The sequence below is a fragment of the Microbacterium sp. PAMC21962 genome, assembly GCF_019443465.1.
Lineage (GTDB): Bacteria > Actinomycetota > Actinomycetes > Actinomycetales > Microbacteriaceae > Microbacterium > Microbacterium hominis.
In genome coordinates this window covers 1,210,482-1,231,397 of the sequence record NZ_CP080381.1, presented here as the reverse complement: position 1 = coordinate 1,231,397, position 20,916 = coordinate 1,210,482, and the positions used below count along the sequence as shown (strand labels likewise).

At 73.0% G+C, this 20,916-nt stretch carries 20 protein-coding genes; 7 read left to right on the top strand and 13 right to left on the bottom strand.

The annotated features are described in order from the left end of the window. Positions 1-50: 50 nt before the first annotated feature. Positions 51-254, bottom strand: a complete 204-nt coding sequence (locus KY498_RS06035; RefSeq protein WP_060960125.1) for a cold-shock protein — start codon at positions 252-254, stop codon at positions 51-53. Positions 255-761: 507 nt separating this feature from the next. Here KY498_RS06035 and KY498_RS06030 point away from each other — a divergent pair. Next, positions 762-1,562, top strand: a complete 801-nt coding sequence (locus KY498_RS06030) for a hypothetical protein (protein WP_191008262.1) — start codon at positions 762-764, stop codon at positions 1,560-1,562. Between the two features lie 136 nt (positions 1,563-1,698). Here KY498_RS06030 and KY498_RS06025 read toward each other — a convergent pair whose 3' ends face one another. Continuing rightward, on the bottom strand, positions 1,699-2,967 hold the full coding sequence (locus KY498_RS06025) for an APC family permease (protein ID WP_191008263.1): 1,269 nt from the start codon (positions 2,965-2,967) through the stop codon (positions 1,699-1,701). 167 nt (positions 2,968-3,134) lie between these two features. Between KY498_RS06025 and KY498_RS06020 the strand changes: the two genes are divergently transcribed. Both KY498_RS06020 and KY498_RS06015 read left to right on the top strand, forming a co-directional pair. Further along, complete coding sequence (locus KY498_RS06020; RefSeq protein WP_101305918.1) at positions 3,135-3,422, top strand: hypothetical protein; 288 nt, start codon at positions 3,135-3,137, stop codon at positions 3,420-3,422. An 83-nt stretch (positions 3,423-3,505) separates the two neighbouring features. Beyond that, entirely contained in the window at positions 3,506-4,249 is a 744-nt protein-coding gene (locus tag KY498_RS06015; protein WP_191008264.1) for a membrane protein insertase YidC, read from the top strand. On the opposite strand, the gene KY498_RS06010 is transcribed toward KY498_RS06015, so the two are convergent. From KY498_RS06010 to KY498_RS05985, 6 genes are all read right to left on the bottom strand, one after another. Next, a complete protein-coding gene (locus KY498_RS06010; RefSeq protein ID WP_191008265.1) occupies positions 4,233-5,756 on the bottom strand; it encodes an MFS transporter in 1,524 nt (507 codons plus the stop codon). The two genes, KY498_RS06015 and KY498_RS06010, sit on opposite strands and share 17 nt — an antisense overlap. 68 nt (positions 5,757-5,824) lie before the next feature. Continuing rightward, on the bottom strand, positions 5,825-7,561 hold the full coding sequence (locus KY498_RS06005; protein WP_191008266.1) for an amidohydrolase: 1,737 nt from the start codon (positions 7,559-7,561) through the stop codon (positions 5,825-5,827). Between the two features lie 49 nt (positions 7,562-7,610). After that, a complete protein-coding gene (locus KY498_RS06000) occupies positions 7,611-9,212 on the bottom strand; it encodes a carboxylesterase/lipase family protein (protein WP_191008267.1) in 1,602 nt (533 codons plus the stop codon). Positions 9,213-9,262: 50 nt separating this feature from the next. Next, positions 9,263-9,952 (bottom strand): GAP family protein, encoded by a 690-nt coding sequence (locus tag KY498_RS05995; RefSeq protein WP_223849517.1) that lies wholly within the window; start codon positions 9,950-9,952, stop codon positions 9,263-9,265. 39 nt (positions 9,953-9,991) lie between these two features. Then, on the bottom strand, positions 9,992-11,734 hold the full coding sequence (locus KY498_RS05990) for a hypothetical protein (RefSeq protein ID WP_191008268.1): 1,743 nt from the start codon (positions 11,732-11,734) through the stop codon (positions 9,992-9,994). Between the two features lie 10 nt (positions 11,735-11,744). Further along, on the bottom strand, positions 11,745-12,395 hold the full coding sequence (locus tag KY498_RS05985) for a response regulator (RefSeq protein ID WP_191008269.1): 651 nt from the start codon (positions 12,393-12,395) through the stop codon (positions 11,745-11,747). Between the two features lie 82 nt (positions 12,396-12,477). Here KY498_RS05985 and KY498_RS05980 point away from each other — a divergent pair, with 82 nt between their 5' ends. Beyond that, a complete protein-coding gene (locus KY498_RS05980; protein ID WP_191008270.1) occupies positions 12,478-12,885 on the top strand; it encodes a hypothetical protein in 408 nt (135 codons plus the stop codon). A 37-nt stretch (positions 12,886-12,922) separates the two neighbouring features. On the opposite strand, the gene KY498_RS05975 is transcribed toward KY498_RS05980, so the two are convergent. Both KY498_RS05975 and KY498_RS05970 read right to left on the bottom strand, forming a co-directional pair. Then, positions 12,923-13,771 (bottom strand): LuxR C-terminal-related transcriptional regulator, encoded by an 849-nt coding sequence (locus KY498_RS05975; RefSeq protein WP_061782099.1) that lies wholly within the window; start codon positions 13,769-13,771, stop codon positions 12,923-12,925. 111 nt (positions 13,772-13,882) lie between these two features. Then, positions 13,883-14,440, bottom strand: coding sequence for a methylated-DNA--[protein]-cysteine S-methyltransferase (locus KY498_RS05970; RefSeq protein WP_191008271.1), 558 nt, complete (start codon positions 14,438-14,440; stop codon positions 13,883-13,885). 222 nt (positions 14,441-14,662) lie between these two features. Between KY498_RS05970 and KY498_RS05965 the strand changes: the two genes are divergently transcribed. Then, positions 14,663-18,355, top strand: coding sequence for a DNA2/NAM7 family helicase (locus tag KY498_RS05965; RefSeq protein WP_061782100.1), 3,693 nt, complete (start codon positions 14,663-14,665; stop codon positions 18,353-18,355). 5 nt (positions 18,356-18,360) lie between these two features. Beyond that, positions 18,361-18,552 carry a hypothetical protein gene (locus tag KY498_RS05960; protein WP_191008272.1) on the top strand — a complete coding sequence of 64 codons (192 nt, stop codon included), beginning with the start codon at positions 18,361-18,363 and terminating at the stop codon, positions 18,550-18,552. Between the two features lie 52 nt (positions 18,553-18,604). On the opposite strand, the gene mscL is transcribed toward KY498_RS05960, so the two are convergent. Genes mscL through KY498_RS05945 form a run of 3 tightly spaced genes read right to left on the bottom strand, consistent with a single transcriptional unit; the run spans position 18,605 to position 19,933 of the window. Continuing rightward, positions 18,605-19,018 (bottom strand): large conductance mechanosensitive channel protein MscL, encoded by a 414-nt coding sequence (mscL, locus tag KY498_RS05955; protein ID WP_191008273.1) that lies wholly within the window; start codon positions 19,016-19,018, stop codon positions 18,605-18,607. 29 nt (positions 19,019-19,047) lie between these two features. Continuing rightward, the gene (locus tag KY498_RS05950; protein ID WP_060960054.1) at positions 19,048-19,317 is read right to left on the bottom strand and encodes an FmdB family zinc ribbon protein; all 270 of its coding nucleotides are present in this window, start codon (positions 19,315-19,317) and stop codon (positions 19,048-19,050) included. 19 nt (positions 19,318-19,336) lie between these two features. After that, positions 19,337-19,933 (bottom strand): 5-formyltetrahydrofolate cyclo-ligase, encoded by a 597-nt coding sequence (locus tag KY498_RS05945; protein WP_060960053.1) that lies wholly within the window; start codon positions 19,931-19,933, stop codon positions 19,337-19,339. A gap of 81 nt (positions 19,934-20,014) precedes the next feature. Between KY498_RS05945 and galU the strand changes: the two genes are divergently transcribed. Beyond that, positions 20,015-20,893, top strand: coding sequence for a UTP--glucose-1-phosphate uridylyltransferase GalU (gene galU, locus KY498_RS05940; RefSeq protein WP_060960052.1), 879 nt, complete (start codon positions 20,015-20,017; stop codon positions 20,891-20,893). The last annotated feature ends 23 nt before the right edge of the window (positions 20,894-20,916 follow it).

The following is a 20,916-nucleotide window of genomic DNA, read 5'->3' as shown; positions in this document are numbered from 1 at the left end:
AAGAGCCCGCCCCGACGATCGTCGGGACGGGCTCTCTCGCGCGGTCTGGGTCAGAGCGCGCGGATGTTCGCGGCCTGCATGCCCTTGGGGCCACGCTCGGCGTCGAATTCCACCTTCTGGTCTTCGCGCAGCTCCTTGAAGCCGTCGGTGACGATTGCGGAGAAGTGCGCGAACAGGTCGGCGGAGCCGTCGTCCGGCGCGATGAAGCCGTAGCCCTTCTCGGAGTTGAACCATTTCACGGTGCCAGTGGCCATCGTGTCTTTCCTTCTGTTTTTCGGGCCGCCGGGGCGGCCGGGTGTGCCGAGTCGACGAATGCGACGCGGACGTGTGGGGGTCTTGTGAGCGGTCGAGAGCGCCGCGGTCACGGCGGCTCGAGCCAGCAGCGGGCTGGTGTGGATGCCGAGGTCTTCGCCGCGCGCGCCGTGCGCGTGGGCTCCGGCGAGTGTGTCGGCGACGAAGCCGGCGTACTCACCGGCGATCGTGGCGACGTGGACGTCGGCGTCGGCCTGGCGCCAGAGGACCTCTGGCGAGGTGGGAGGGAAGGTCATGAATCGTTTCTGTAGCGCGCGATCACAGTGGTGCGCGGGCGGCGAAGGATGCCGCTGGTCGTAGATGGCGGTCCGAGGAGATGGCTCTCGGCATCGAGAGGGACGGAACGGACGCGTGCCCGAGATACGGGACGGTCAACTGTAGCACCCGATGCCTGTGAAATGGCCGGGCCGGCTCACAGCGGTGGGCGGGTGCTGACATACAGTCGAGGGATGCGACGTTCCCTCCCCGCCGTGTTGATCCTCGCCGCCGCCACCGGAGCACTCGCGTTCACGTCGTGCGCCGCGGGGGTCACGACGCCCGCCGCCTCGCCCACGACGACCGCCGGTGCGGCCACGTCCTCGCCGGGGCCGTCCGCATCCGTGTCCGGCGCCGTCGGTGCTCCGGCGGTGTGTGACGCCGTCGAGCTGAAGCCCGGGGCGTCGGTCGCGGGCTCGGATCTGGCCGCGTGCGTCGTGGGCTTCTCGCGTGCCGCGGGAAGCGGCCGCGAGACGTTCACGGCCTCCGACGGCAGTTCGGGGCAGGCGGATTTCGTCTTCGGCGACGCGCCCGCGATGTCGGGAACCGTGACGGGGGCGGACGGCTCGACCTCGTTCGTGCTCACGCCCGATGCGGCGTGGATCACGATCGACGGCGTGTGGGTCGAGGGCGACGCGAGCAGCACCGACCCGAAGCGGATGCTGGCGGGCACCGTGGGGCAGGCCTATCGGGCCTTCGCCGATCCGTCGGCCACCACCGCCGTCATCTCGGCATCTGCGTCGTGGACGGTGCAGACCGATCAGGACGTCCTCACGCTTCCCGACGACACCGAGGTCCCCGCGTGGCGGCTCCAGTCCGACGCCGCCTTCACCGCCGTGGGGGCCGACGTCCAGGAGATGGTCGTGTGGCTGACGTCGGCGCACGTGCCGGTCGGCGTCCAGGCGACCGCGAGCGTCGGCGGCATCCAGACCACCACCGTGCAGCACTACTACGGGTGGGGGACGCCGGTCGCGATCACGACGCCGCAGCCGTGAACGCCGGATCTCGCGCCCAGGTCGCGCGCGTCGCGGCGGTGGCACTCTCCGCGGGTGCACAACGTCGGAACAATGCCCGCGCCGTCGCCCCGCTTCGCGGGATCTCCTGCGCCCGCCCGCGGTTCTCCGACGTTGGTCACGCGCGCGGCGTGACGCCCTCCCGCGCGCGGCGGCGCAGCGCCCGGTAGCCGACGCCGACCGCCACGACCGTCGCGCCGCCGACGATGGAGGGCCAGGGGAGCGTGGCCACGAGGACGGCGCAGCCCACCGCGCCGACGATCTGCAGCACGCGCGGGAAGCGCCGCGCCGCGGCACCCTGCCGATACGCCGCGACGTTCGCGATCAGGTAGTACAGCAGCACCCCGAACGAGGAGAACCCGATCGCCGCACGAAGGTCGGTCGTGAGGATCAGCACGCTCACGACGGCGGCGAGGGCGAGCTCGGCGCGGTGCGGCACGGCGTAACGCGGGTGGACCGCCGACAGCCACCGCGGCAGGTCGCCCGCGCGGGCCATCGCGAGGCTGGTGCGCCCGATACCCGCCACGAGAGCCAGCAGCGCGCCCAGGGATGCCGCGGCGGCGCCGACCCGCACGACAGGTCCGGTCCAGGTCCAGCCGCCCGCGGCGGCCAGCTCGGCCAGCGGCGCCGGGGAGGCGGCCAGCCGCTCGGGCCCGAGCGTGGCGAGCGCCGCCACGGCGAGCGCGACGTAGACGATGAGGGCGAGGACCAGCGCGATGACGATCGCGCGCGGGATGGTCCGCTGCGGATCGCGCACCTCTTCGCCCATCGTCGCGATGCGCGCGTAGCCGGCGAAGGCGAAGAAGAGCAGCCCCGCCGACTGGAGGATCCCGTACCAGCCGTGCTCGCCGGGCGCGATGGTCAGGTTTGCCGTCGTCGCCGCGCCGGATGCCGCGGCGGCCACCACCACGAGGACGAGCACCGACAGCACCACGACGACGATCGCTCGGGTGAGACCGGCCGTCCGCGTCACCCCGAAGGTGTTGACGATCGCGAGCACGATGACGGCCGCGACCGCGACCGGCCGCTGCCACGCCTCCGGCACCGCGTACGACGCGAAGGTCAGCGCCATCGCGGCACAGCTGGCGGTCTTGCCGATGACGAACGACCAGCCGGCGAAGAAGCCCGACCAGGGGCCGATCATCTCCCGGCCGTACACGTAGGTGCCACCGGATGTCGGGAACTGCGCGGCGAGCTGAGCGGACGACGTCGCGTTCGCGTACGCGACGACCGCCGCGATCGCGAGACCGATCAGGAGTCCGCCGCCGGCCGCCGCGGCCGCGGGTGCGAAGGCGGCGAAGACGCCCGCGCCGATCATCGATCCGAGACCGATGGCGATCGCATCGACCAGGCCCAGCCGTCGTGCGAGCGCCCCCGACGCGCTCATCGGGGAGTGCTCGTCGATGACGGTCGTCGGGGCGTGGAGCGGGAGGTCACGCGGGGAGTGTACTCGGCGCCCGGCAACGCCTCGTGAACGGGTGCGCGCGACGCGCGCCGCGCGTGGACGGGGTGCTCTCCGCTACCCTGGGCAGCACCGACGGGAGGAGGCGGTCCATGATCGACACGCTCCGTTCCGTCGTGCGGGAGCTCATATCCGGCATCGGCATGCTGGCGCCGGACGTCGCGCAGATCGGCGCGCTGAGCGCCGTGGCGGTCGCGGTCGCGACGCTCGCCGTCGTCGTGCTCGTTGCGACCGCCGCCTCCACCCTCGAGGGCGCATCGCCCACGCGCGTGCGGTCGGCGCGGTCGCGACTGCTCGCTGCGCCGCTGGCGCAGAGCGATCCGGACGCTCCGGGGCATGTCCTGCGGCGCGGTCCGAGTCGGGCGGCACCGGCCGCCTAGCCACGCCGCGCGCGCCATCGCGCCTCGGCATCCCTTCGCGGTCGACCAGCCCACTCTGATCGCCTCGTTGGAACGGATGCCCCGTGGACCTCTTCGCCCTGCCGCCGGTGGCGGCCCTGCTCGACCTCGTCTCGACCGGCCTCATGGCCGTGATCGCCTTCCTCGCCCCTGTCGCCGGACCGCTCGCGGCCGGCTTCTCCGTCGTGCTCATCACTCTCGGCGTGCGCACGCTCCTCATCCCGGTCGGGATCGCCCAGGCCCGGGCGGAACAGGCCCGCTCGCGGCTCGCGCCCCGTCTGCAGGTGCTGCGGCAGCGGCACCGGACGGACCCCGACCGTCTCCGGCGCGAGACGATGGCGCTCTACCGCGAGGAAGGGGTGTCGCCCTCCGCGGGATGCCTGCCGCTCGTGCTGCAGGCTCCCGTCGTCGGCCTCGTGTACGCCGCCTTCCTGCACGCCTCGATCGCGGGCCACGGCAACCCGCTTCTCGATCAGACGCTCCTGGGCGTCCCGCTCGGACGCAGCTTCGTGGGCGCGGTCCTCGCGCAGCAGCTGGATGCCGCGACGGCGATCATGATCGGTGTGGTCGTCATCGTGATCGCCGCCGTGGGCGAGCTCACGCGGCGCCTGCTGCTGCCGTCGGCGGACGCGCGGTCGGGCGCCGCTGCGGCGCATCCGGTCGTCGGTGCGCTGCAGTTCGCCACCGCCGTGGTCGCGCTGTTCGTGCCGCTCGCCGCGGCGGTCTATCTGATGACCACCGCTGCCTGGACCCTGGGGCAGCGCCTGATCCTGCGGCGCCGGTACCCGCCGTTCAGCGCGCCGAGGTGAGGCCGCGGTGCGCGCGGGCGATCAGGGCGGCGCCGACGACGCTGACCACCAGGGCCACGACGGCCATGCCCAGCATGAGCGCGCCGAAGCCGTCGCGGTAGGCGCCGAGGGCGGCATCGAACACCGCGGCATCCGGACGGGTTCCGTCCTTCGCGTAGGCGCCGACGCTCGTCAGAGCGGTCTGGACGGCGGCATCCGACATGCCCGATGACGACAGCCGCGAGGTGATGCCGGCCACCGTGAGCTGCGTGACGACGACCGTCGACAGCGCCGTTCCCAGCGAGTAGAAGAGCTGACCGAAGGTGGTGCGCGAACTCGTGACCGGGCCGTAGAACTCGGCGGGCGCCTCGCTGAGCACGAGGGTGCCGTAGGGGAGCGCGGCGGCCGTGATCCCGAGGGCGATGAGGATGCCGGCGGGGACGAACGCCAGCGGTGAAGCGGCATCGCGGGCGAGGAACGCCGCACCGAACCCGGCCGCCGACAGCACGCCGCCGACGAGCAGGGAGGTCTGCGGGCTCATCCCGCGGGTCATGAGCCGCCCGAGCACGATCGCGCCCAGGATCGAGGTGACCGACACCGGCAGCTGCCACACCGCCACCGTGCCGGGGGTGAGCCCCAGGACGTACTGCCACAGGTTCGAGAGCTGGAGGAAGGCGACCGCCCCGCCCGCGTTGAACACGAACCCGGCGCACAGTGCGGCGAGGAACAAGGGCCGGCGAAACAGTGCGACGGGGAAGAACGGATGCGCGACGCGCGTCTGCGACCACACGAACGCGCCGAGAAGCAGCGCACCCAGCGCGATCGCCGCCCAGGTGAGGGGGCTGCGCAGCGAGGACGCGAGCTGGGAGACGCCGAACAGCAGCACGACCATGCCGGTGATGAGGGCGATCTGTCCCCACACGTCGCGCTTCTCGGTGACGCTCGGAGCCACGGCCGGCAGCAGGGCGAGCACCGCGGGGATGCTGAGCGCGGACAGGAGCGGCACGAGCAGGAACGCCAGCCGCCAGTCGGCCCCGGCCAGCATCCCGCCCGAGAACGTGAAGACGACGCCCGCGGCACCCGAACACGCCGCGAACGTCGCGACCGCGGCGGGCAGGCGACCCGGCGCCGCGAGCACCTGGATGTAGGCGAAGGCGGCCGCGTAGACCGCTCCCAGACCGACGCCGGACACGGCCTGCCCGAGGATGTAGACCGCCGGCATCGGGGCGGCGGCGACGATCAGCTGCCCCACGAGCCCCGTGACGAGGGCGGCGACGAGCATGCGCCGACGTCCGATGCGGTCGGCGAGCAGGCCCGTCGTGATGACGGATGCCGCGATCGCCAGAGTCTGCATCGAGGCGGCGAGCGCCTGGTCTCCGCCGACCATGTCGAGGCCGCGGCTGGCGCCGACGAGTGCGGTCGCGGCGATGTTCGGCGCCGAGCCCTGCACGGCGGCGAGGACGCCGAGCAGGGGGACGGCGAGGACGGAGGGGGAGCGCACGACGGACGTCGGCAGGGTGCTGGTCATGAGAAGCCTTCGGGAGAGGGGGAGGCGAGGAAAGGGGACAGGCGGGAAGGGGGGTGGGCGGCGAGCGGTCAGGCGGAGAACGCCGGGACGCCGTCGATGTAGGTCGCGTGGACGGCGATGTCGTCCCAGCCGGCGGGATCGCTCGTCCACGGATCGGCGTCCACGACCGCGAAGTCCGCGCGCATGCCCGCGCGGAGGCTCCCGCGATCGTCGGCGTGGATCTGCCAGGCGGCATCCGCGGTGATCGCGGCGAGCGCCTGGGCGGGCGTGGCGCACTCCTCGGGCGCGAGCACCGATCCGTCGGCTTCGAGGCGGCGCAGGACGGCGGTCTGGGCGGCGTGCAGCGGGTGCACCTCGGTGACGTTGTAGTCCGAGTGCAGGCTCGGACGCAGCCCCGCACGCACGGCGGACGCGAGGCGGTCGAGCCGTGCCGCGCGGTCGGGTCCGAGGATCGTGTCGCGGAAGGCGGCACCCCAGTAGTAGACGTGGTCCATCAGGAAGCTCGGCGAGATGCCCGCGGCCGCCATGCGCACGAGCTGATCGTCGGTCGTGACGGACGCGTGCTCGAACCGGTGGCGCAGGTCGCCTCGGCGCCCGGGGAGCAGCTCCTCGGCGGCGCGCAGCGCGAACTCCACCGCCGCATCGCCGTTCGTGTGGATCATCAGCTGCCAGCCGTCGTCGAGGCCGGCGCGCATCACCTCGCGCAGGCTCTCCGGCGTCCAGTTCGCGTGGCCGCCCGAGGTCTCGCCCAGGTACGGCTGCAGGAAGTAGCCCGACCGGCCCTGGTTGGAGCCGTCGGCGACGATCTTCCAGGCGTCGGCGCGCACCATCTCGTCTCCGCTGAAGGGGGTGACCCCCGCCTCCTTCCACGCGGCGGCGGCCTCGAGCGGACCCGCGCAGCCGGCGAGTGCGGAGAACTGGGCCGTCGACACCCGCACGGGCAGGCGGGCGGCGCCGTTGAGCGCGTGCAGCATCGCGATCTCGCTCACCCCGGCGAGCGTGCCGGTCATCGCCTCGCGCATCGACGTGACGCCCCGGCTCGCGAAGGCGGTGAGCACCTGCCGGATGCCGCGGGCGATGTCCTCGCTCGTCGGCCGGGGCAGCCTCGCCAGCAGCATCGTGACCGCGGGGGACTCGCCGACCACACCGGTGAGGCGCCCGTCGACCTTCTCGAGCGTGCCGCCGACGGGTTGCGGCGTGGCGTCGGTGATGCCGGCGGCATCCAGTGCCGCGCTGTTGGCGTAGGCGAAGTGCATCGACGCGTTCAGCACGATCACCGGGCGGTCCGTCGCGACCCGGTCGAGGATGTCGCGCGTCAGGACGGGCTCGCCGGGGTAGAGGCTCGGGTCGAAGAGCTTCGCGAGGACGTACTGCCCGGCGGGCGTCGCGGCGGCGGCCGCGGTGAGCGCGGCCACGACGTCGTCGAAGCGCGGGCAGGCGCTGTGCGACACGTCGGTCCAGTCGAGGGTGAGCAGCGACACCCAGATGTGCGCGTGGGGCTCGATCAGGCCCGGGATCACGACACCGTCCGGTGCGAGCGTCGTCGTGGCGGGGCCGGTGAGCGCGTCGAGGTCGGCGCGGGAGCCGATGCCGACGATGCGCCCGCCGGCGACCGCCATCGCCTCCGCCGTCGGCGCGGCCGGGTCGCCGGTGGCGATGCGGCCCACGACCAGCAGGTCGGCGGCCGCGGCGGCCGGGTGCGCGGAGGCGTGGCGTGCGGGCGTGATCGTCGCACCCGCCGTGGCGATGGCGGGGGCAAGGTGGGTGCGGCTCAGGGGTGCGGCGGCGCTGCACGTGTCGGACATGATGCTCCTCGAGGGGGGTGGGGCGGGGCGAAGCCGGGGCGACGGGGGATCAGTGGAAGTCGAGGACCTGGTCGCCCCAGGCCGCACGCAGCGGCGCGTCGAGGTCGTCGACGACGCTGTCGTGCCGCTCGATCACCAGCGTGGCGCGGGCGATGTCCGCGGCGTCGGTCGATGCGGTGGCGTAGGCGGGCCAGTGGGGCGCACCGGGCACGCCCTCGGCGTCGGGGGTGCGCCCGTGGGCGAAGGCGGTCCAGCGGTCCTGCATCCGCACGGAGATCTCCTCTCCGGAGCGCTTGCCGCCGAGACGGAACGTGAGGTCCTTGGGGCCGCTGGAGAAACTGCCCCAGAGGTAGGCCAGCTCGCTGCCGTGGGTGGCGCCCAGCCCGATCAGCCGGAGGAAGGGCGTCGCGTGGTCGAAGCGGTACAGCCAGACGTCGGCGACCCGGCTGTGGCCCTCGGCGATCCACAGGGTGGGCATCCGGAAGCCGATGTCGCGGGCGACGCCCAGCCCCACCATGTTGTGGCGCACGTTCTCGTAGGCGGTCTGCACCTGCGCGACCGACGGCAGCTCGACGGTGGGGTTGTCGGCGGCCATGTCGGTGAACATCTTCATGATGCGCTCCTCGGTGATCGGGATGAGCGGCGACTTCATGAACTTGAACAGCGAGGCCTCGTCCTTGTTGGTGCCGATGATGAGCGGCACGGGCAGGCCGCGACCCTCGTGGAGCACGGTGGCGGGCGCCTCCGGCAGCAGCTCGCCGTCGACGATGGGCGCGAAGGCCAGCGTGCCGGGCGCCTCATCGGGCACCTGCGCGTACACGGCCATCCCCGCCGCGACGAGTCGGTCGGCGGATGCCGCGCGCAGCGCGGCTGCGGCGGCCGCGGCATCCGTGGTGTCGATGCCGAGCTCTCGGGTGAAGCGCTCGGCGACGTCGCGGGCGCGGTCAACGCCGTACATGCTGGAGGCGGGGGAGGACTGCGCGATGGCGCGGTGGAAGAGCCCGGCCGCCGACGGTGTCGCGAGCAGCGTCGTGACCAGGCCGCCCCCGGCGGACTCGCCGAACACGGTGACCCGACCCGGGTCGCCCCCGAACGCGGCGATGTTCCCCTGCACCCAGCGCAGGGCGAGCAGCACGTCCTTCAGGGCGAGGTTGCGGTCGAAGCCGCCGTCGGGCAACAGGCCCGACAGATCCAGGAAGCCGAACGCGGCCAGCCGGTAGTTGACGGTCACGACGACGACGTCACCGCGGTCGACGATCGACGTCGCGTCGTACATCTGCTGGCTCGACGCGCCGAAGGTGTAGGCCCCGCCATGGATCCACACCATCACGGGGCGCGCCGCGGCGGTGTCGGTGTCGGGTGCCCAGACGTTGAGGGAGAGGCAGTCCTCGTCCAGCACCGCATCGTCGCCGAGGGCGATCGCCGGGGTGCGCACCTGCGGGCAGGCGGGGCCGAACGCGGTCGCGTCGACCTCGCCGTCGGCGGTCGCCGCGGCGACCGGGTCGCGCCAGCGGCGATCGCCCGTGGGTGCCTCGGCGTAGCGGATGCCGCGCCAGGAGCGGACGCCCTCGCGGACCAGCCCGCGGAAGGTGCCCGCGGGGGCGGTCGCGACGCAGGGGACGGTGGGGGTGTTCTCGATGGTGTTCGACATGACGGCCTTCTTTCGGGGATGCGCGGGAAGCGGAGAGGGGAGGACGCCGGTCAGGCGACCAGGCGGTGGATGACCTGTGCGGCCTCGTTCGCCGCGAGGATCGCGAACAGCACTGTCATCATGGCGGCGTTGTGGGCGATCAACTGGGATTTCAGTGCCTGCAGGCCACGGTGCACGCGTGCGGAGCCGGTCAGCTCGACGAGGGCGGGCACGATCAGCAGCAGCGAGCCGGTGATCGCGACGGCGAGGCAGAGGATCACGCCGATGAGGGGCGTCACGTGCGCCTCGCCGATGACGGCACCCGCCTTCAGAGCCAGCGGGATGTTCTTGGTGTTGGTGATCGCCATGACCAGCCCGAGGCCCACCGCAGACAGAGGGGTGACGCCATCGATCGCCGCCAGCCATTTCGGTGCGACGGCCGGCTGGCCGTGCGGAGGGCGTCCCGCCCAGCTCGCGATCGCGAAGACCGTGAACCCGATGGTCAGCACGATGGCCAGCACGAGCGAGACGATCCGCGAGTCGGCGCCGTTCGCCGACGATGCGCGGGCGGCGCCCGCGGCGCCGAGGCCGACGACCGCGACCGAGACGAGCGTGAACGCGGCGGTGTACACCGGAGCGCAGGCCCGCCCGCGCGGGGAGAGGAGGATCGCCACCACGGCCACGATCGGCAGGGGGGACAGGAGCATCCCCACGGCGAGGGGGAGGAGGGTGTGCAGCTCGTTCACGTCGGTTCCGTTCATCGGCGGGTCCCGACCGGATGTCGGGGCGCGATGACGACGTTATGACCCGGGTGTCGGCGCCTCTCCGCGATGTTCGGCTGACACGACAGGAGGGGCGGGGGCGAGCGGCAGCGCCGCCTCGAGCACCGCTCCGCCCGCCTCGGCGCGCAGGCGCGCGCCGAGATCACGCACGTGCGACGCGGGGCGCAGCTGGGCCCCCGCCGGCGCCGCGCCGAAGGAGCGCACCTCGACGCGCAGCCGCGGCCCCGCGCCGGTCGGGGCGACATCGAGGAGAACGCGAGCGCGCTTCTGCCCGCTGTGCTTGACCGCGTTGAGGAGGCCCTCGGCGACCACGTCGTACGCGTCGCGCGCCGCCCACGGATCCCGGTCGAGCGCCGTCGCCGCCGCCGGGCTGACCCGCGCGTCCAGGTCGATCACGCGCCCCCACGTGTCGGTGAGGGCGGCGAGCGCCGCGGCGTCGGCCCCGCCGTCCGCGGCGGCGTACGTCGACGGCATCCGGTGCAGGAGGTCGCCGAGCCGGTGCTGCAGCAGGGCGATCTCGTCCGGGGTCGCAGCGGGATGCGCGAGCACGAACTGCACGCAGGCGCCCTGGCCCTCGCGGTGCAGCAACTCGGCGGTGCGGCGCAGCCCCTCGCGCACCGGGCGCGCCCCTTCCCTCGTCGCGCGCTGCGCGTGCGCGACCGCGCCGGACAGTCGCCGCTGCTCGCGTCGCAGCGCGTGCAGCGCGCCGGCGCACAGTCCGCCGGCGAGGGAGAAGGCCAGGTAGTCGACGGCCGGCAGCACGGCGACGACTCCGTGGTGGCCGTCCGCGAGGGCGAGCAGCGAGAGCAGCACGCCGGCGCCGGCCGCCGTGCCGAGGTAGGTCGCCGCGGCGGCGTGCGCGCTGCGCGCCAGGGCGCGTCGGCGCGAGACCCCGTCCACGATCGCTCCCGCGAGCGCCACGGCGAGGAGTCCGACCGCCAGCTCGGACGGGGTGCTCGTGCGCAGCGCGTAGGGCAGGGTGCAGGCGATGTAGACGACGGTCACCGCGCCGCGCGGCGGCAGTCGGAACGGCGGAAGTCGCCGGCGCCCGCCGCGCCCCGGGGGGCCGACGGGGGCGGGCGCCGTGACGGCGTCGCCGGGCGCGAGCGGTTCGTCCGCCAGATGCTGCAGTCGATGGCTCCAGGCGCGGAAGCCGACCGCGCCGAGTTCGCGCACCGGGTCGGTGCCGTCGTGCATGCCCAGCCGCGCGACGGCGACCGTGAGCGCGGATGCCGCGGCCTCCACCTCCCGCCGCGCGACGCGGTCGGCGTGGGCGGCGCGCGCACCCGCATCCGCCAGCTCGTGGGCCACCTCGCGCAGGAGCGCGTTGGTGCGCCGGAGGGTGCGCAGCGCGTTCTCGAGCACCGCGACGACGGCCAGCACGACCGGCCACACCACGACGTTCGTCGCGATGCGGAAGGGCAGCTGTGCGGCGGCCGGCGCCGGCAGGCCCAGCGCGCTCGCCCACGCATCCTGCACGACGGGACGCAGCGCCGCGCACACGACGATCCCCACCACGATCGCCACCGCTCTGACGCGGCGACGGGGGAGGCGCCGCTCCAGGGCGGCGAGCAGGCCGAGCGCGAGCACGAATCCCGCCGTGGTCAGGGCGGTGGCCGGGGCGACCGCTCCGACGTCGACGCCCGCGCCGACCGGGGCCATGATCGTGAGCGAGAGGGGCGCCGTGAGAACGAGCGACCACACGCTCAGGAAGCGCCCTCCCGAGGCGGCGGCGCGCACCGCGAGCAGCAGCCGCCTCATCGGGCGGTGCTCATCGCACGGGGCCGAACGCCGCGAGGTAGATCGCCGCGGCGGCGACGCGGGGACTCACCGTCGGATCGCCGGTGACGTCGAGTCTGTCGAACAGTCGACTGATCGAGCGCTCCACGGCCCGCAGGGTCGATCCCGACTCCTGCGCGATGCGCTCGTTCGACCAGCCACGCGCCACCATCGCCAGGATCTCCAGCTGGTGCCGGGTCAGTGCGTCCAAGCCGTCGCGAGACCCTGCCGCGGGCGCGGCCGTCGCCTCGGGCTCCCGCCGTGTGGACAGTGCGCGCTCCAGCGCCGAGACGAGTGTGTCGGGGGAGTCCAGATCCTGCTTGGCGACGAAGACGGCGTGCGCGATCCCCATCGCCGTCGCGCCCGCAGCGGCCCGCGGATAGCTGCTGAGGAAGACGATCGCCAGATGCGGGGCGAGCTCGGCGAGCATCGCCGCCAGCTCGGCGCCGGAGGGGCGGCTGCCCAGGTCGATGTCGGTCAGCAGCGCGTCCGGGTCGAAGTCGGCGAACAGTCGCGTCGCGGTCGCGGCGTCGGCGGCCGACGCCGTCTCGAACCCGTGCCGCTCCAGCAGGTCGCACACGAGCATGCGCAGTGCGGCCTGGTCCTCCACCACGAGCACACGACGCGTCCAGTCCGAGCCCACGTGATCACCATAATGCCCGCGCCGACCGTGTCGTCGCGGTGCGATCCCGGGCATCGGCTGCGCCGGGTGCCATCATGGCGTCATGAGCGTCTCCCGCCGCATCCCGCTGGTCGCCGCCGTCGTCGCCGTGCTGGTCGCCCTCACCGCATGCGCCTCGGGCGGCGGCGCGGGCACTCCCACCCCGTCGGGCGACGGGACCGCCGTGATCGCGCCCGTGACGATGAGCGCGAACGACCTCCAGGGCGCCACCGTCGATCTCATCGTCGGCCAGAGCCTCAACATCCTCACCGGCGACCTCGCGGGCGACAGCTACACCGCGACGGTGTCGGACGCGCGGGTGGCCGAGTTCGTCCCCGGTGGCACGAAGGGGGATGCCGAGTTCAATCCGGGTGTCCGCGCGCTCGCGGTCGGCGAGGCGACCGTCGTCCTGGCGAACGCGGACGGCGGCATCCAGGATGTGACCTTCACCGTCGACGTGACCGCCGGCTGATCACCCGCGCGAGGCGGCCTCGCCGGGGCGGGCGTCGTCAGGGGAGCAGTCCCGCGCGGCGCGCCCGGGCCACCGCGGCGTGGCGGGTGCCGGCGTCGAGCTTGGACATCGCCGCCTGCAGGTACGACTTGACGGTCCCCTCGCGCAGGCCGAGCGCGAGGGCGATCTCGGCGTTGGTCTGGCCGAGCGCGGCGCACGACAGCACGTCGATCTCGCGCGGCGACAGCCGGACGTCGAGCGTCTCGACGGCGGTCCCGTCTTCGCGGGTCAGCGCGGCCAGGCGGCGTTCCACCTCGCCGAGTCGTCGGCGGATACCCGCATCCGCGACGTCGGCGGCGATGCCGCGCAGCTGCGCGTAGGCGTCGCGAAGCTCCTCCCGGGCGGCGACGTCGACCCCGGTCGCGGGGGAGGTCGTGAGGGCCAGGCGCCGGCCCACTTCGTCGCGCACGCGCAGCTCGGTCGCCAGATCCGTTGCGACCTGGAGCGCGGTCCGCGCCGTCGACTCGCCGAACGGCGCCGGCGACCACGAGCCGCAGTACAGCACGCCGCGCGCGCGGCCCGAGACGACGACCGGCACCGCGAACAGGGTCGAGATGCCCTCCCCGAGGATGGCGCGGTCGTAGTCGTGGGTGATGTTGCGCGACGACCGGTAGTCCAGCGCGAGACGCGGGCGTCGCTCGACGAGGGCGCGTCCGCCGAGGCCGCGTGTGGCCTGCACGACGAGACCGGACAGATGCGGCGTGCGATTGCCGACCACCGAGGTCACCTCGACCGCGTTGGCGCGTTCGAAGCCGCCGAAGGCGACCGGAAGGCCGGTGCGGGTGGCGAGCTCGCCGACCGCTTGGGCGAGCAGATCGTCGTCGGTGGCGAGCGGCGTCACAGCCATCTCGCCTCCCTCATTTCGGGGGTGACGGCCGCGTCACCCGTGCCGACGACGATACCACCGGCCTCCCGCGGGACGGCGAGCGGGCCCCGCCGGGAAGGCGCCGCGACCGGCCTACACGGTCGCGGCGCCTTCGATCGACGTGGGCGGGACCGCACCGACGCGGGCCTCGAGATGGAGCAGGAAGCGCTTGCGTTCGGGATGCCCGCCGTACTCGCCGATCGAGCCGTCGGCGCGCACGACGCGGTGCGCCGGCACGACGATCGAGATCGGCGTGCGCGCGCACGCCGACCCCGCGGCACGGTGCGCGCCGGGAGACCCCGCCCGCACCGCGACCTCGCCGTATGACGCGGTCTCCGCATAGGGGATCTCGCAGATCGCCTCGAGTGCGCGTCGGGCGAAGCCGTCGACGGTGCCGAGGTCGATCGGCAGTGCGAACGTGCGCCGGTGGCCGGCGAAGTACTCGTCGAGCTGGTCGACGACGTCCGCGGCGGGGCCGTCGTCCGGTACCGGAACGGCACCGAGCCGGGCGCTGATCTCCTCTAGATGTCGTTCGAGCTGGCCGGGCGACCCCTCGAGGACGTCGAGGAAGGCGAGGCCCCCATCGGCGACGACGATGAGGGCCTCGCCGATCGGTGTCGGGTGCACCGAGAATGCGGGAGTCGAGGTCATGCGTCCATGATGGCGTCGGCCGCGGACGCGAGAGCCCCTTCCCCCGTCGGCGGTGGACACTCCGGAGGTCTCCGGGTGTGGGGAGGAGGCGATGGTCCGCCCGCATCCGGCATTCTCATCCGCCACATCCGCCCCAATACCGGCAAAACCCGCCGCGCCAACCGGGAACGCCGTGATCGGGACTTTAAGGTGTCGAGTGTGTGGAGAGCAGACGATGGCGCCGTGCGAGGCGTGGACGACGCCGACCACGGGTACGCCGTGACCCCCGCCGACCTCGACCTGTCGGAGCCGGGCGTCGTCGTGGCGCACGTCGCGGCCGGCGAACGCGCACGGCTGCGCGAGGAGTCGGGCTGGCTGGGCGGGCGCTCGACGCTCCTGCACTACACGGATGCCGGTGACGCCGGCATCGACATCACGAAAGCGCATCCCGGGAGCCTGCCGCAGTTCATCACCGGCCGCTCCACGCTGCTGTCCAACCTCTTCCGCGACGAGGTCGCGCTGCGCACCGCACGCCTGGCCGCCGAGCGCATCGCCGCCAAGGACGTCGAGCTGCGCACGACGCGCGGACTGGACACGGTCCATCTCGCCGTCGGCGTCGCGGCCTGGCGGATCGGCGGCGTCGCCTACGCGGCGCCCGTGCTGCTGCGCCCCCTCGCCATCCGCCGGCACCATGCCGACTTCGACCTCAAACTGCACGGCGCCTTCACGATCAACCCCGAGCTCGTCGTCGCGGCACGCACGCATTTCGGCATCGTCATCGACGGTCGCGCGCTCGCGGAACTCGCCTACGACGCGGGCGTCTTCAAGCCGCAGCCGGTGATCGACCACCTGCGGGCGCTCACCGCGCACGTCGACACGTTCACGGTGCAGCCGCGTCTGGTGGTCTCGACCTTCGCCGACGTCTCCTCGCCGATGGGACGCGACGCCGAGACCCTCGACCACCCGATCCTGAACGCCCTGGCCGGCCACGAGTCCGATCGGGAGGATCTCACGATCGTGCGGACCCCGCCGCCGAGCGTGAGCTCCGACGAGCGTCCGCCCGCCGCCGACCGCCTGCTCCTCGACGCCGACGCGGAGCAGGAGGCCGTACTGGCGCGCATCGTCGCGGGCCAGTCGCTCGCCGTCCACACCCTGCCCGGCACGGGCGGCACCCAGACCGTCATCAACGCCGTCGGCGAGCTCGTCCGCGCGGGCAAGCGCGTGCTGGTGGTCAGCGCACGGCGTTCCACGCTCGAGGGCGTGCGGCACCGCCTCGGCGGCATCGGGCTTCCCGGGCTCGCCGTCTCACCCCGCCACCTGCACCGCGACCTGATCCGCGCGATCACCCGCAACGAGAAGGCCGAACAGCCCAAGGTGGCCGACGTCGATGACGCCCTCGTGCGGCTGCGCACCGTGCTGCGCGACTATCGCGACGCCCTCACGCAGCGGCATCCGCGTGTTGAGGTCTCGCCGCTCGAGGCGCTGCGCACCCTGACCACGATCGCGGCGATGACGCCGCAGCCGTCGGCATCCACCCGTTTCGACCTCGCCACGCTGCAGTCGCTCGGCACCCGCCGCGCCGAAGCCGCGCAGGCGCTGGCGACCGCCGCCCGCCTCGGCGAGTTCCGCTTCGGCCCCGACGACTCGCCGTGGTACGGGGTCGCGTTCGCGTCCACCCAGGAGGCCCGCGACGCCCACGCGCTCGCCGGACGCCTCCACCGCAGCGACGTGCCGGCGATGCTCGAGCGCGGCTACGAGCTCATCGCCCAGACGCGCATGCGTCCGTTCTCGACGCTCGCCGAACTGGGCAGCTACGTCCAGTTGCTGCAGGGCATCCGCGCGTCTCTCGACCGTTTCAGCATGACGGTGTTCGAACGCCCGCTCGGAGAGCTCATCCAGGCGCACGCCCCGCGTCGTGACGCGCCCGCCATGACCTCGCCGCAGCGCCGCCGGTTGAAGAACCTCTCCCGCGAGTACGTGCGACCCGGCATGCACATCACCGACATGCACGAGTCGCTCGTGCGGGTGCAGCAGCAGCGCACGCAGTGGCAGCAGCTCGTCGACCCGGGTGTCATGCCCGAGATCCCCCTGGGGCTGGATGACGTCGCGATGGCGTGGCAGCGGGTGTCGGCCGACCTCGCCGCGCTCGACCGCGCCCTCGGGCGCACCGAGCCGCTGTCGTCGCTTCCCATCCCGTACCTCCTGCGGACCCTCGCCGGTCTCGCCGCCCGCTCCGACGTGTTCGACAATCTGGTCGAGCGCGCGACGCTGCGCGGTGAGCTCGCCGAGATGGGGCTGGAAGACCTCCTCACCGAGCTGTCGGTGCGCCACGTGCCGGAAGAGCACGTCGCCGCGGAGTTCGAGTTCGCCTGGTGGCAGTCGGCGCTGGAGGCGATGCTGCGCTCGGATCGCGCACTGCTCGGCGCCAACACCTCGGTCGTCGACCGTCTGGAGCGCGACTACCGTCTCGTCGACGAGGCGCACGCCGCCTCGGCCGGACCGCTGCTGGCGGCGGAGCTGGCGACCACCTGGAAGATCGCGGTCGTCGACGAGGCCGGCGAGGCCGCGGCGCTCAAGCAGGTGCTGCGCGGCCCGGGAGCGACCGCGGCAGAGCTCGTCGCCGCGGCGCCGGCTCTCGTGCGCACGCTGGCGCCGGTCTGGCTCGCATCCCCGTACGAGGTGCCGGCGATCCCCGAGACGCCCCTGTTCGACGTGGTCGTCATCGCGGATGCCGCGGCCCTGTGCCTGGCCGAGGCGGCCCCGGCGCTGCGGCGTGCGCGTCAGGTCGTCGTGTTCGGCGACCCGGTCACCCAGCGCCCGACGCCGTTCCGGGTCGGGGCGGGCCACCCGACACCCGACGACGAGCCCGAGGTGCCGTTCGACCATGTGAGCGTCTTCGAGCGGCTGTCCGAGCTCGTGCCGGTCGAGACCCTCACCCGCAGCTACCGCGCGGGCGGCGAAGACCTGGCAGAGCTCGTCAACGGCGCGTTCTACGGGGGCCGGCTCGTCTCGTTCCCCTGGGCGGGCTCGTACCTGGGACGCGGAAGCCTCAGCGTCGACTACGTCGAGGGCGGCACTGGCACCCCCGATCCGATCACGGGCGCCGTCGAGAGCCCCGACGCCGAGGTCGCCCGGGTCGTCACCCTCGTCGTCGAGCATGCGGTCAACCGGCCCACCGAGACGCTCATGGTCGTCACCGCGTCGGTGCGCCACGCCGAGCGCGTGCGCGCGGCCGTCGCCGCGGCGTTCGCGGGTCGCTCGGATGTCGCCGAGTTCGTCGGTCGTGACACGGCCGAGCCGTTCGCCGTGCTGGGCCTGGAGGAATCGGTCGCCGAGAGCCGCGACCGTGTCGTGTTCTCCCTCGGCTTCGGACTGACCAAGCACGGGCGTGTCCTCAGCGACTTCGGAGACCTCTCCGGGGCGGACGGGGAGCGTCTGCTCACCGTCGGCATGACACGGGCGCGCCGCTCGATGGTGATCGTCTCCTCGATCCGCCCGTCGGCGTTCGACGAGGGACGGCTGGAGTCCGGCGCGGCGATGCTGATGTCGATCCTCGGCGGCATCGCGGCACGGGCGCGGGAGTCGCGTCTGGAAGACCTCGCCGACCCCCTCACGCTGACGTTGGCCGGTGAGCTTCGCGCCCTGGGCATCGCCGTCGACGTCGACTACCGCGGACTGCTGCCGCTCGTCGCGCAGCACCGCGGCAAGGCCGTCGTCGTGGAGAGCGATTCCGACAGCATCGGCGAGACCCTGCGCGAGAGCCTGCGGCTGCGGCCCCAGGTGCTGCGGCGTCTCGGCTGGCACTACGTCCGCGTGCACGCGTTCGACCTCTACAGCGATCCCGCCGGCGTGGCCGCACGGATCGCGGCGATCCTGGGCGCGTCGCCCGAGACGCCGAAGGCCGAGACGGCGACCCAGCCGCTCGACCTGCGCTGACGGCGATGTCGGACGCCGATCGTCAGCGCGTCGAGCGCGTTCCCGGCTCGCGGCGCGCGCGGCTCACGCCGGCACCCGGCACCGACCCGTCGCCGGAGCTGCCCGCGCAAGCGCCCGACGCCCCGCAGCCGGCGGGCGGCGGGGCGTCGGGGCCGAACGACGATCGGATGCGGCGGGACGTCCCGCCGCACTACTGAGGGCGTTTCGACTCGCTCCGCTCGCTCGACGACCGGGGGTGCGACGGGCGCGTCAGCGCTGTGCGGCGTTCTTCTCCAGGAGGTCGCGGATCTGGATCAGGAGCTCCTGCTCGGTGGGCAGCTTCGACTCCGGCTCCTCCGCGACGCCGGCCTTGGCGGCCTGCCGCTCCTTGAAGTGGTTCATCGGCACCACGAAGGCGAAGTAGACGACGACGGCGACGGCGAGGAAGCTGATGACCGCCGAGATGAGGGTGCCGATCGGGAAGATCACCTCGCCGTAGAGCCCGTTGACGGGGATGCCGATGTTGCCGTTGGCATCCGCCTTCCAGAAGAGCGCGATCAGGGGGTTGATGATGGCTTCCACCACCGCATTGACGAGCGCGGTGAAGGCCGCGCCGATGACGACAGCGACGGCGAGGTCGATGACGTTGCCGCGCATGATGAAGTCTTTGAAGCCCTTGATCACGGTTCCTCCGATTCTCCGGCTCCCGCCGGTCACGACCCCGACGGTGCGGGCGAGGACTTCGCCTCGGACTTCGATGATGTCGAAGTCGATCCGCCGGCGCCAGGTGCCGCGCCGGAGGTGGACGCACGCGAGTCGGTGCGGTAGAAGCCCGACCCGTTGAAGGTGACGCCGACCGAGCCGTACTGCTTGCGCAGCGCACCGCCGCATTCCGGGCAGACCGTGAGCGCCGCGTCGGCGAAGGACTGGACGGCATCGAAACGGTGGCCGCACTGGGTGCAGGCATAGGCGTAGGTGGGCATGTGTCCTCCGGGGAACGGCTCAGCGTCGCGGTGCCGCGAGCGCGACGGTGCGGGTGGGGGTGACGACGCCGGTGACCGGCTGATCGTGGAGATCGCGCGGCACCTCGTCGAGGATCTCGGCGTCGAAGACGACCGCGTAGACGGGAGGGCAGTGCTCCATCGACCCGAGGGTCTTGTCGAAGTAGCCGCGTCCCCACCCGAGTCGCATCCCCGTGCGATCGACCGCGGCGGCGGGGATGATCAGCAGGTCGACGTCGTTGACGGCGAGGGGGCTGAGCACCTCGCCGACGGGCTCGGGCATGCCGAACAGGCCTTCCGCGATGTCGGCGCCCGGCTCGGCCACGACCCAGTCGAGGAGCCCGTCGGCGCGCGTGACGGGCAGCAGCACGCGGATGCCGCGCGCCACGGCATCCGCGACGAACTCGTGCGTGCCGGGCTCGGTGGGAGCGGAGAGGAAGCACGAGATCGAGCGGGCGCCGAGGCGGTCGACGAGGGCGTCCAGCTGCTGCTTGACCCCGGACGCGTCGGCGGTCCGCATCGCCTCCGACCGCTGCTGACGACGCTCGCGCAGGTCGGCACGCAGTGCGCGCTTGGCGTCGTCGATCCCGTCGGTCATGGTCCGATTGTAGGCGGCGCGGCGAGCGGGGCGCCCCGCAGACGGCACGGAAGCGTCAGCGGGCCCCGATAGGGTGTCGCCATGTCTTCCCCCGCCATCAAGGCCGTCATCCCCGCCGCAGGATTGGGCACGAGATTCCTTCCCGCCACCAAGGCGATGCCGAAGGAGATGCTGCCCGTCGTCGACAAGCCGGCGATCCAGTACGTGGTCGAGGAAGCGGTGAAGGCGGGCATCGACGACGTGCTCATCATCCTCGGGCGCAACAAGAACAACATCTCCAACCACTTCGACTCCGTCCCCGAGCTCGAGTCCAACCTGCTGACCAAGGGCGCCCACGAGAAGCTCCGCGCCGTCCAGCAGTCCACCGAGCTCGCCGACATCCACTTCGTCCGCCAGGGCGAGCCGAAGGGGCTGGGCCACGCCGTGCTCCGCGCGCGTCATCACGTCGGAGAGGCGACGTTCGCGGTGATGCTCGGCGACGACCTCATCGATGAGCGCGACGAGCTGCTCTCCACGATGATCTCGGTGAACGCGGCATCCGGGCTCACCGTCATCGCGCTCATGGAGGTCGACCCCGACCACATCCACATGTACGGCGCGGCCGCGGTCGAGCCCACCGACGACCCGGGGGTCGTGCGGGTGACGGGTCTCGTCGAGAAGCCGAAGAAGGAGGACGCCCCGTCCCACTTCGCCGTGATCGGCCGTTACGTGCTCACCCCGGGCGTCTTCGACATCCTCGAGCGCACCGAGCCGGGCAAGGGCGGCGAGATCCAGCTCACCGACGCGCTGCAGGAGCTGGCGGTCACCGACGGCGTGTTGGGAGTGATCTTCCGCGGTCGTCGCTACGACACCGGCGATAGGGTGGACTACATCAAGGCCATCGTCCAGCTGGCGGCCGATCGCGACGATCTCGGCCCCGAACTGCGACCTTGGTTGAAGGACTTTGCGGAGAAGCTCTAGCGCTGCTCCCGACGCGGCGCACA

Coding starts and splice junctions, on each gene's coding strand:
- KY498_RS06020 (WP_101305918.1), top strand. CDS start 3,135: ATGATCGACACGCTCCGTTCCGTCGTGCGGGAGCTCATATCCGGCATC.
- KY498_RS06005 (WP_191008266.1), bottom strand. CDS start 7,561: ATGTCCGACACGTGCAGCGCCGCCGCACCCCTGAGCCGCACCCACCTT.
- galU (WP_060960052.1), top strand. CDS start 20,015: ATGTCTTCCCCCGCCATCAAGGCCGTCATCCCCGCCGCAGGATTGGGC.
- KY498_RS05990 (WP_191008268.1), bottom strand. CDS start 11,734: ATGAGGCGGCTGCTGCTCGCGGTGCGCGCCGCCGCCTCGGGAGGGCGC.
- KY498_RS05980 (WP_191008270.1), top strand. CDS start 12,478: ATGAGCGTCTCCCGCCGCATCCCGCTGGTCGCCGCCGTCGTCGCCGTG.
- KY498_RS06030 (WP_191008262.1), top strand. CDS start 762: ATGCGACGTTCCCTCCCCGCCGTGTTGATCCTCGCCGCCGCCACCGGA.
- KY498_RS06000 (WP_191008267.1), bottom strand. CDS start 9,212: ATGTCGAACACCATCGAGAACACCCCCACCGTCCCCTGCGTCGCGACC.
- KY498_RS06010 (WP_191008265.1), bottom strand. CDS start 5,756: ATGACCAGCACCCTGCCGACGTCCGTCGTGCGCTCCCCCTCCGTCCTC.
- KY498_RS05975 (WP_061782099.1), bottom strand. CDS start 13,771: ATGGCTGTGACGCCGCTCGCCACCGACGACGATCTGCTCGCCCAAGCG.
- KY498_RS06035 (WP_060960125.1), bottom strand. CDS start 254: ATGGCCACTGGCACCGTGAAATGGTTCAACTCCGAGAAGGGCTACGGC.
- KY498_RS05970 (WP_191008271.1), bottom strand. CDS start 14,440: ATGACCTCGACTCCCGCATTCTCGGTGCACCCGACACCGATCGGCGAG.
- KY498_RS05995 (WP_223849517.1), bottom strand. CDS start 9,952: ATGAACGGAACCGACGTGAACGAGCTGCACACCCTCCTCCCCCTCGCC.
- KY498_RS05950 (WP_060960054.1), bottom strand. CDS start 19,317: ATGCCCACCTACGCCTATGCCTGCACCCAGTGCGGCCACCGTTTCGAT.
- KY498_RS05960 (WP_191008272.1), top strand. CDS start 18,361: ATGTCGGACGCCGATCGTCAGCGCGTCGAGCGCGTTCCCGGCTCGCGG.
- KY498_RS06025 (WP_191008263.1), bottom strand. CDS start 2,967: ATGAGCGCGTCGGGGGCGCTCGCACGACGGCTGGGCCTGGTCGATGCG.
- KY498_RS05945 (WP_060960053.1), bottom strand. CDS start 19,933: ATGACCGACGGGATCGACGACGCCAAGCGCGCACTGCGTGCCGACCTG.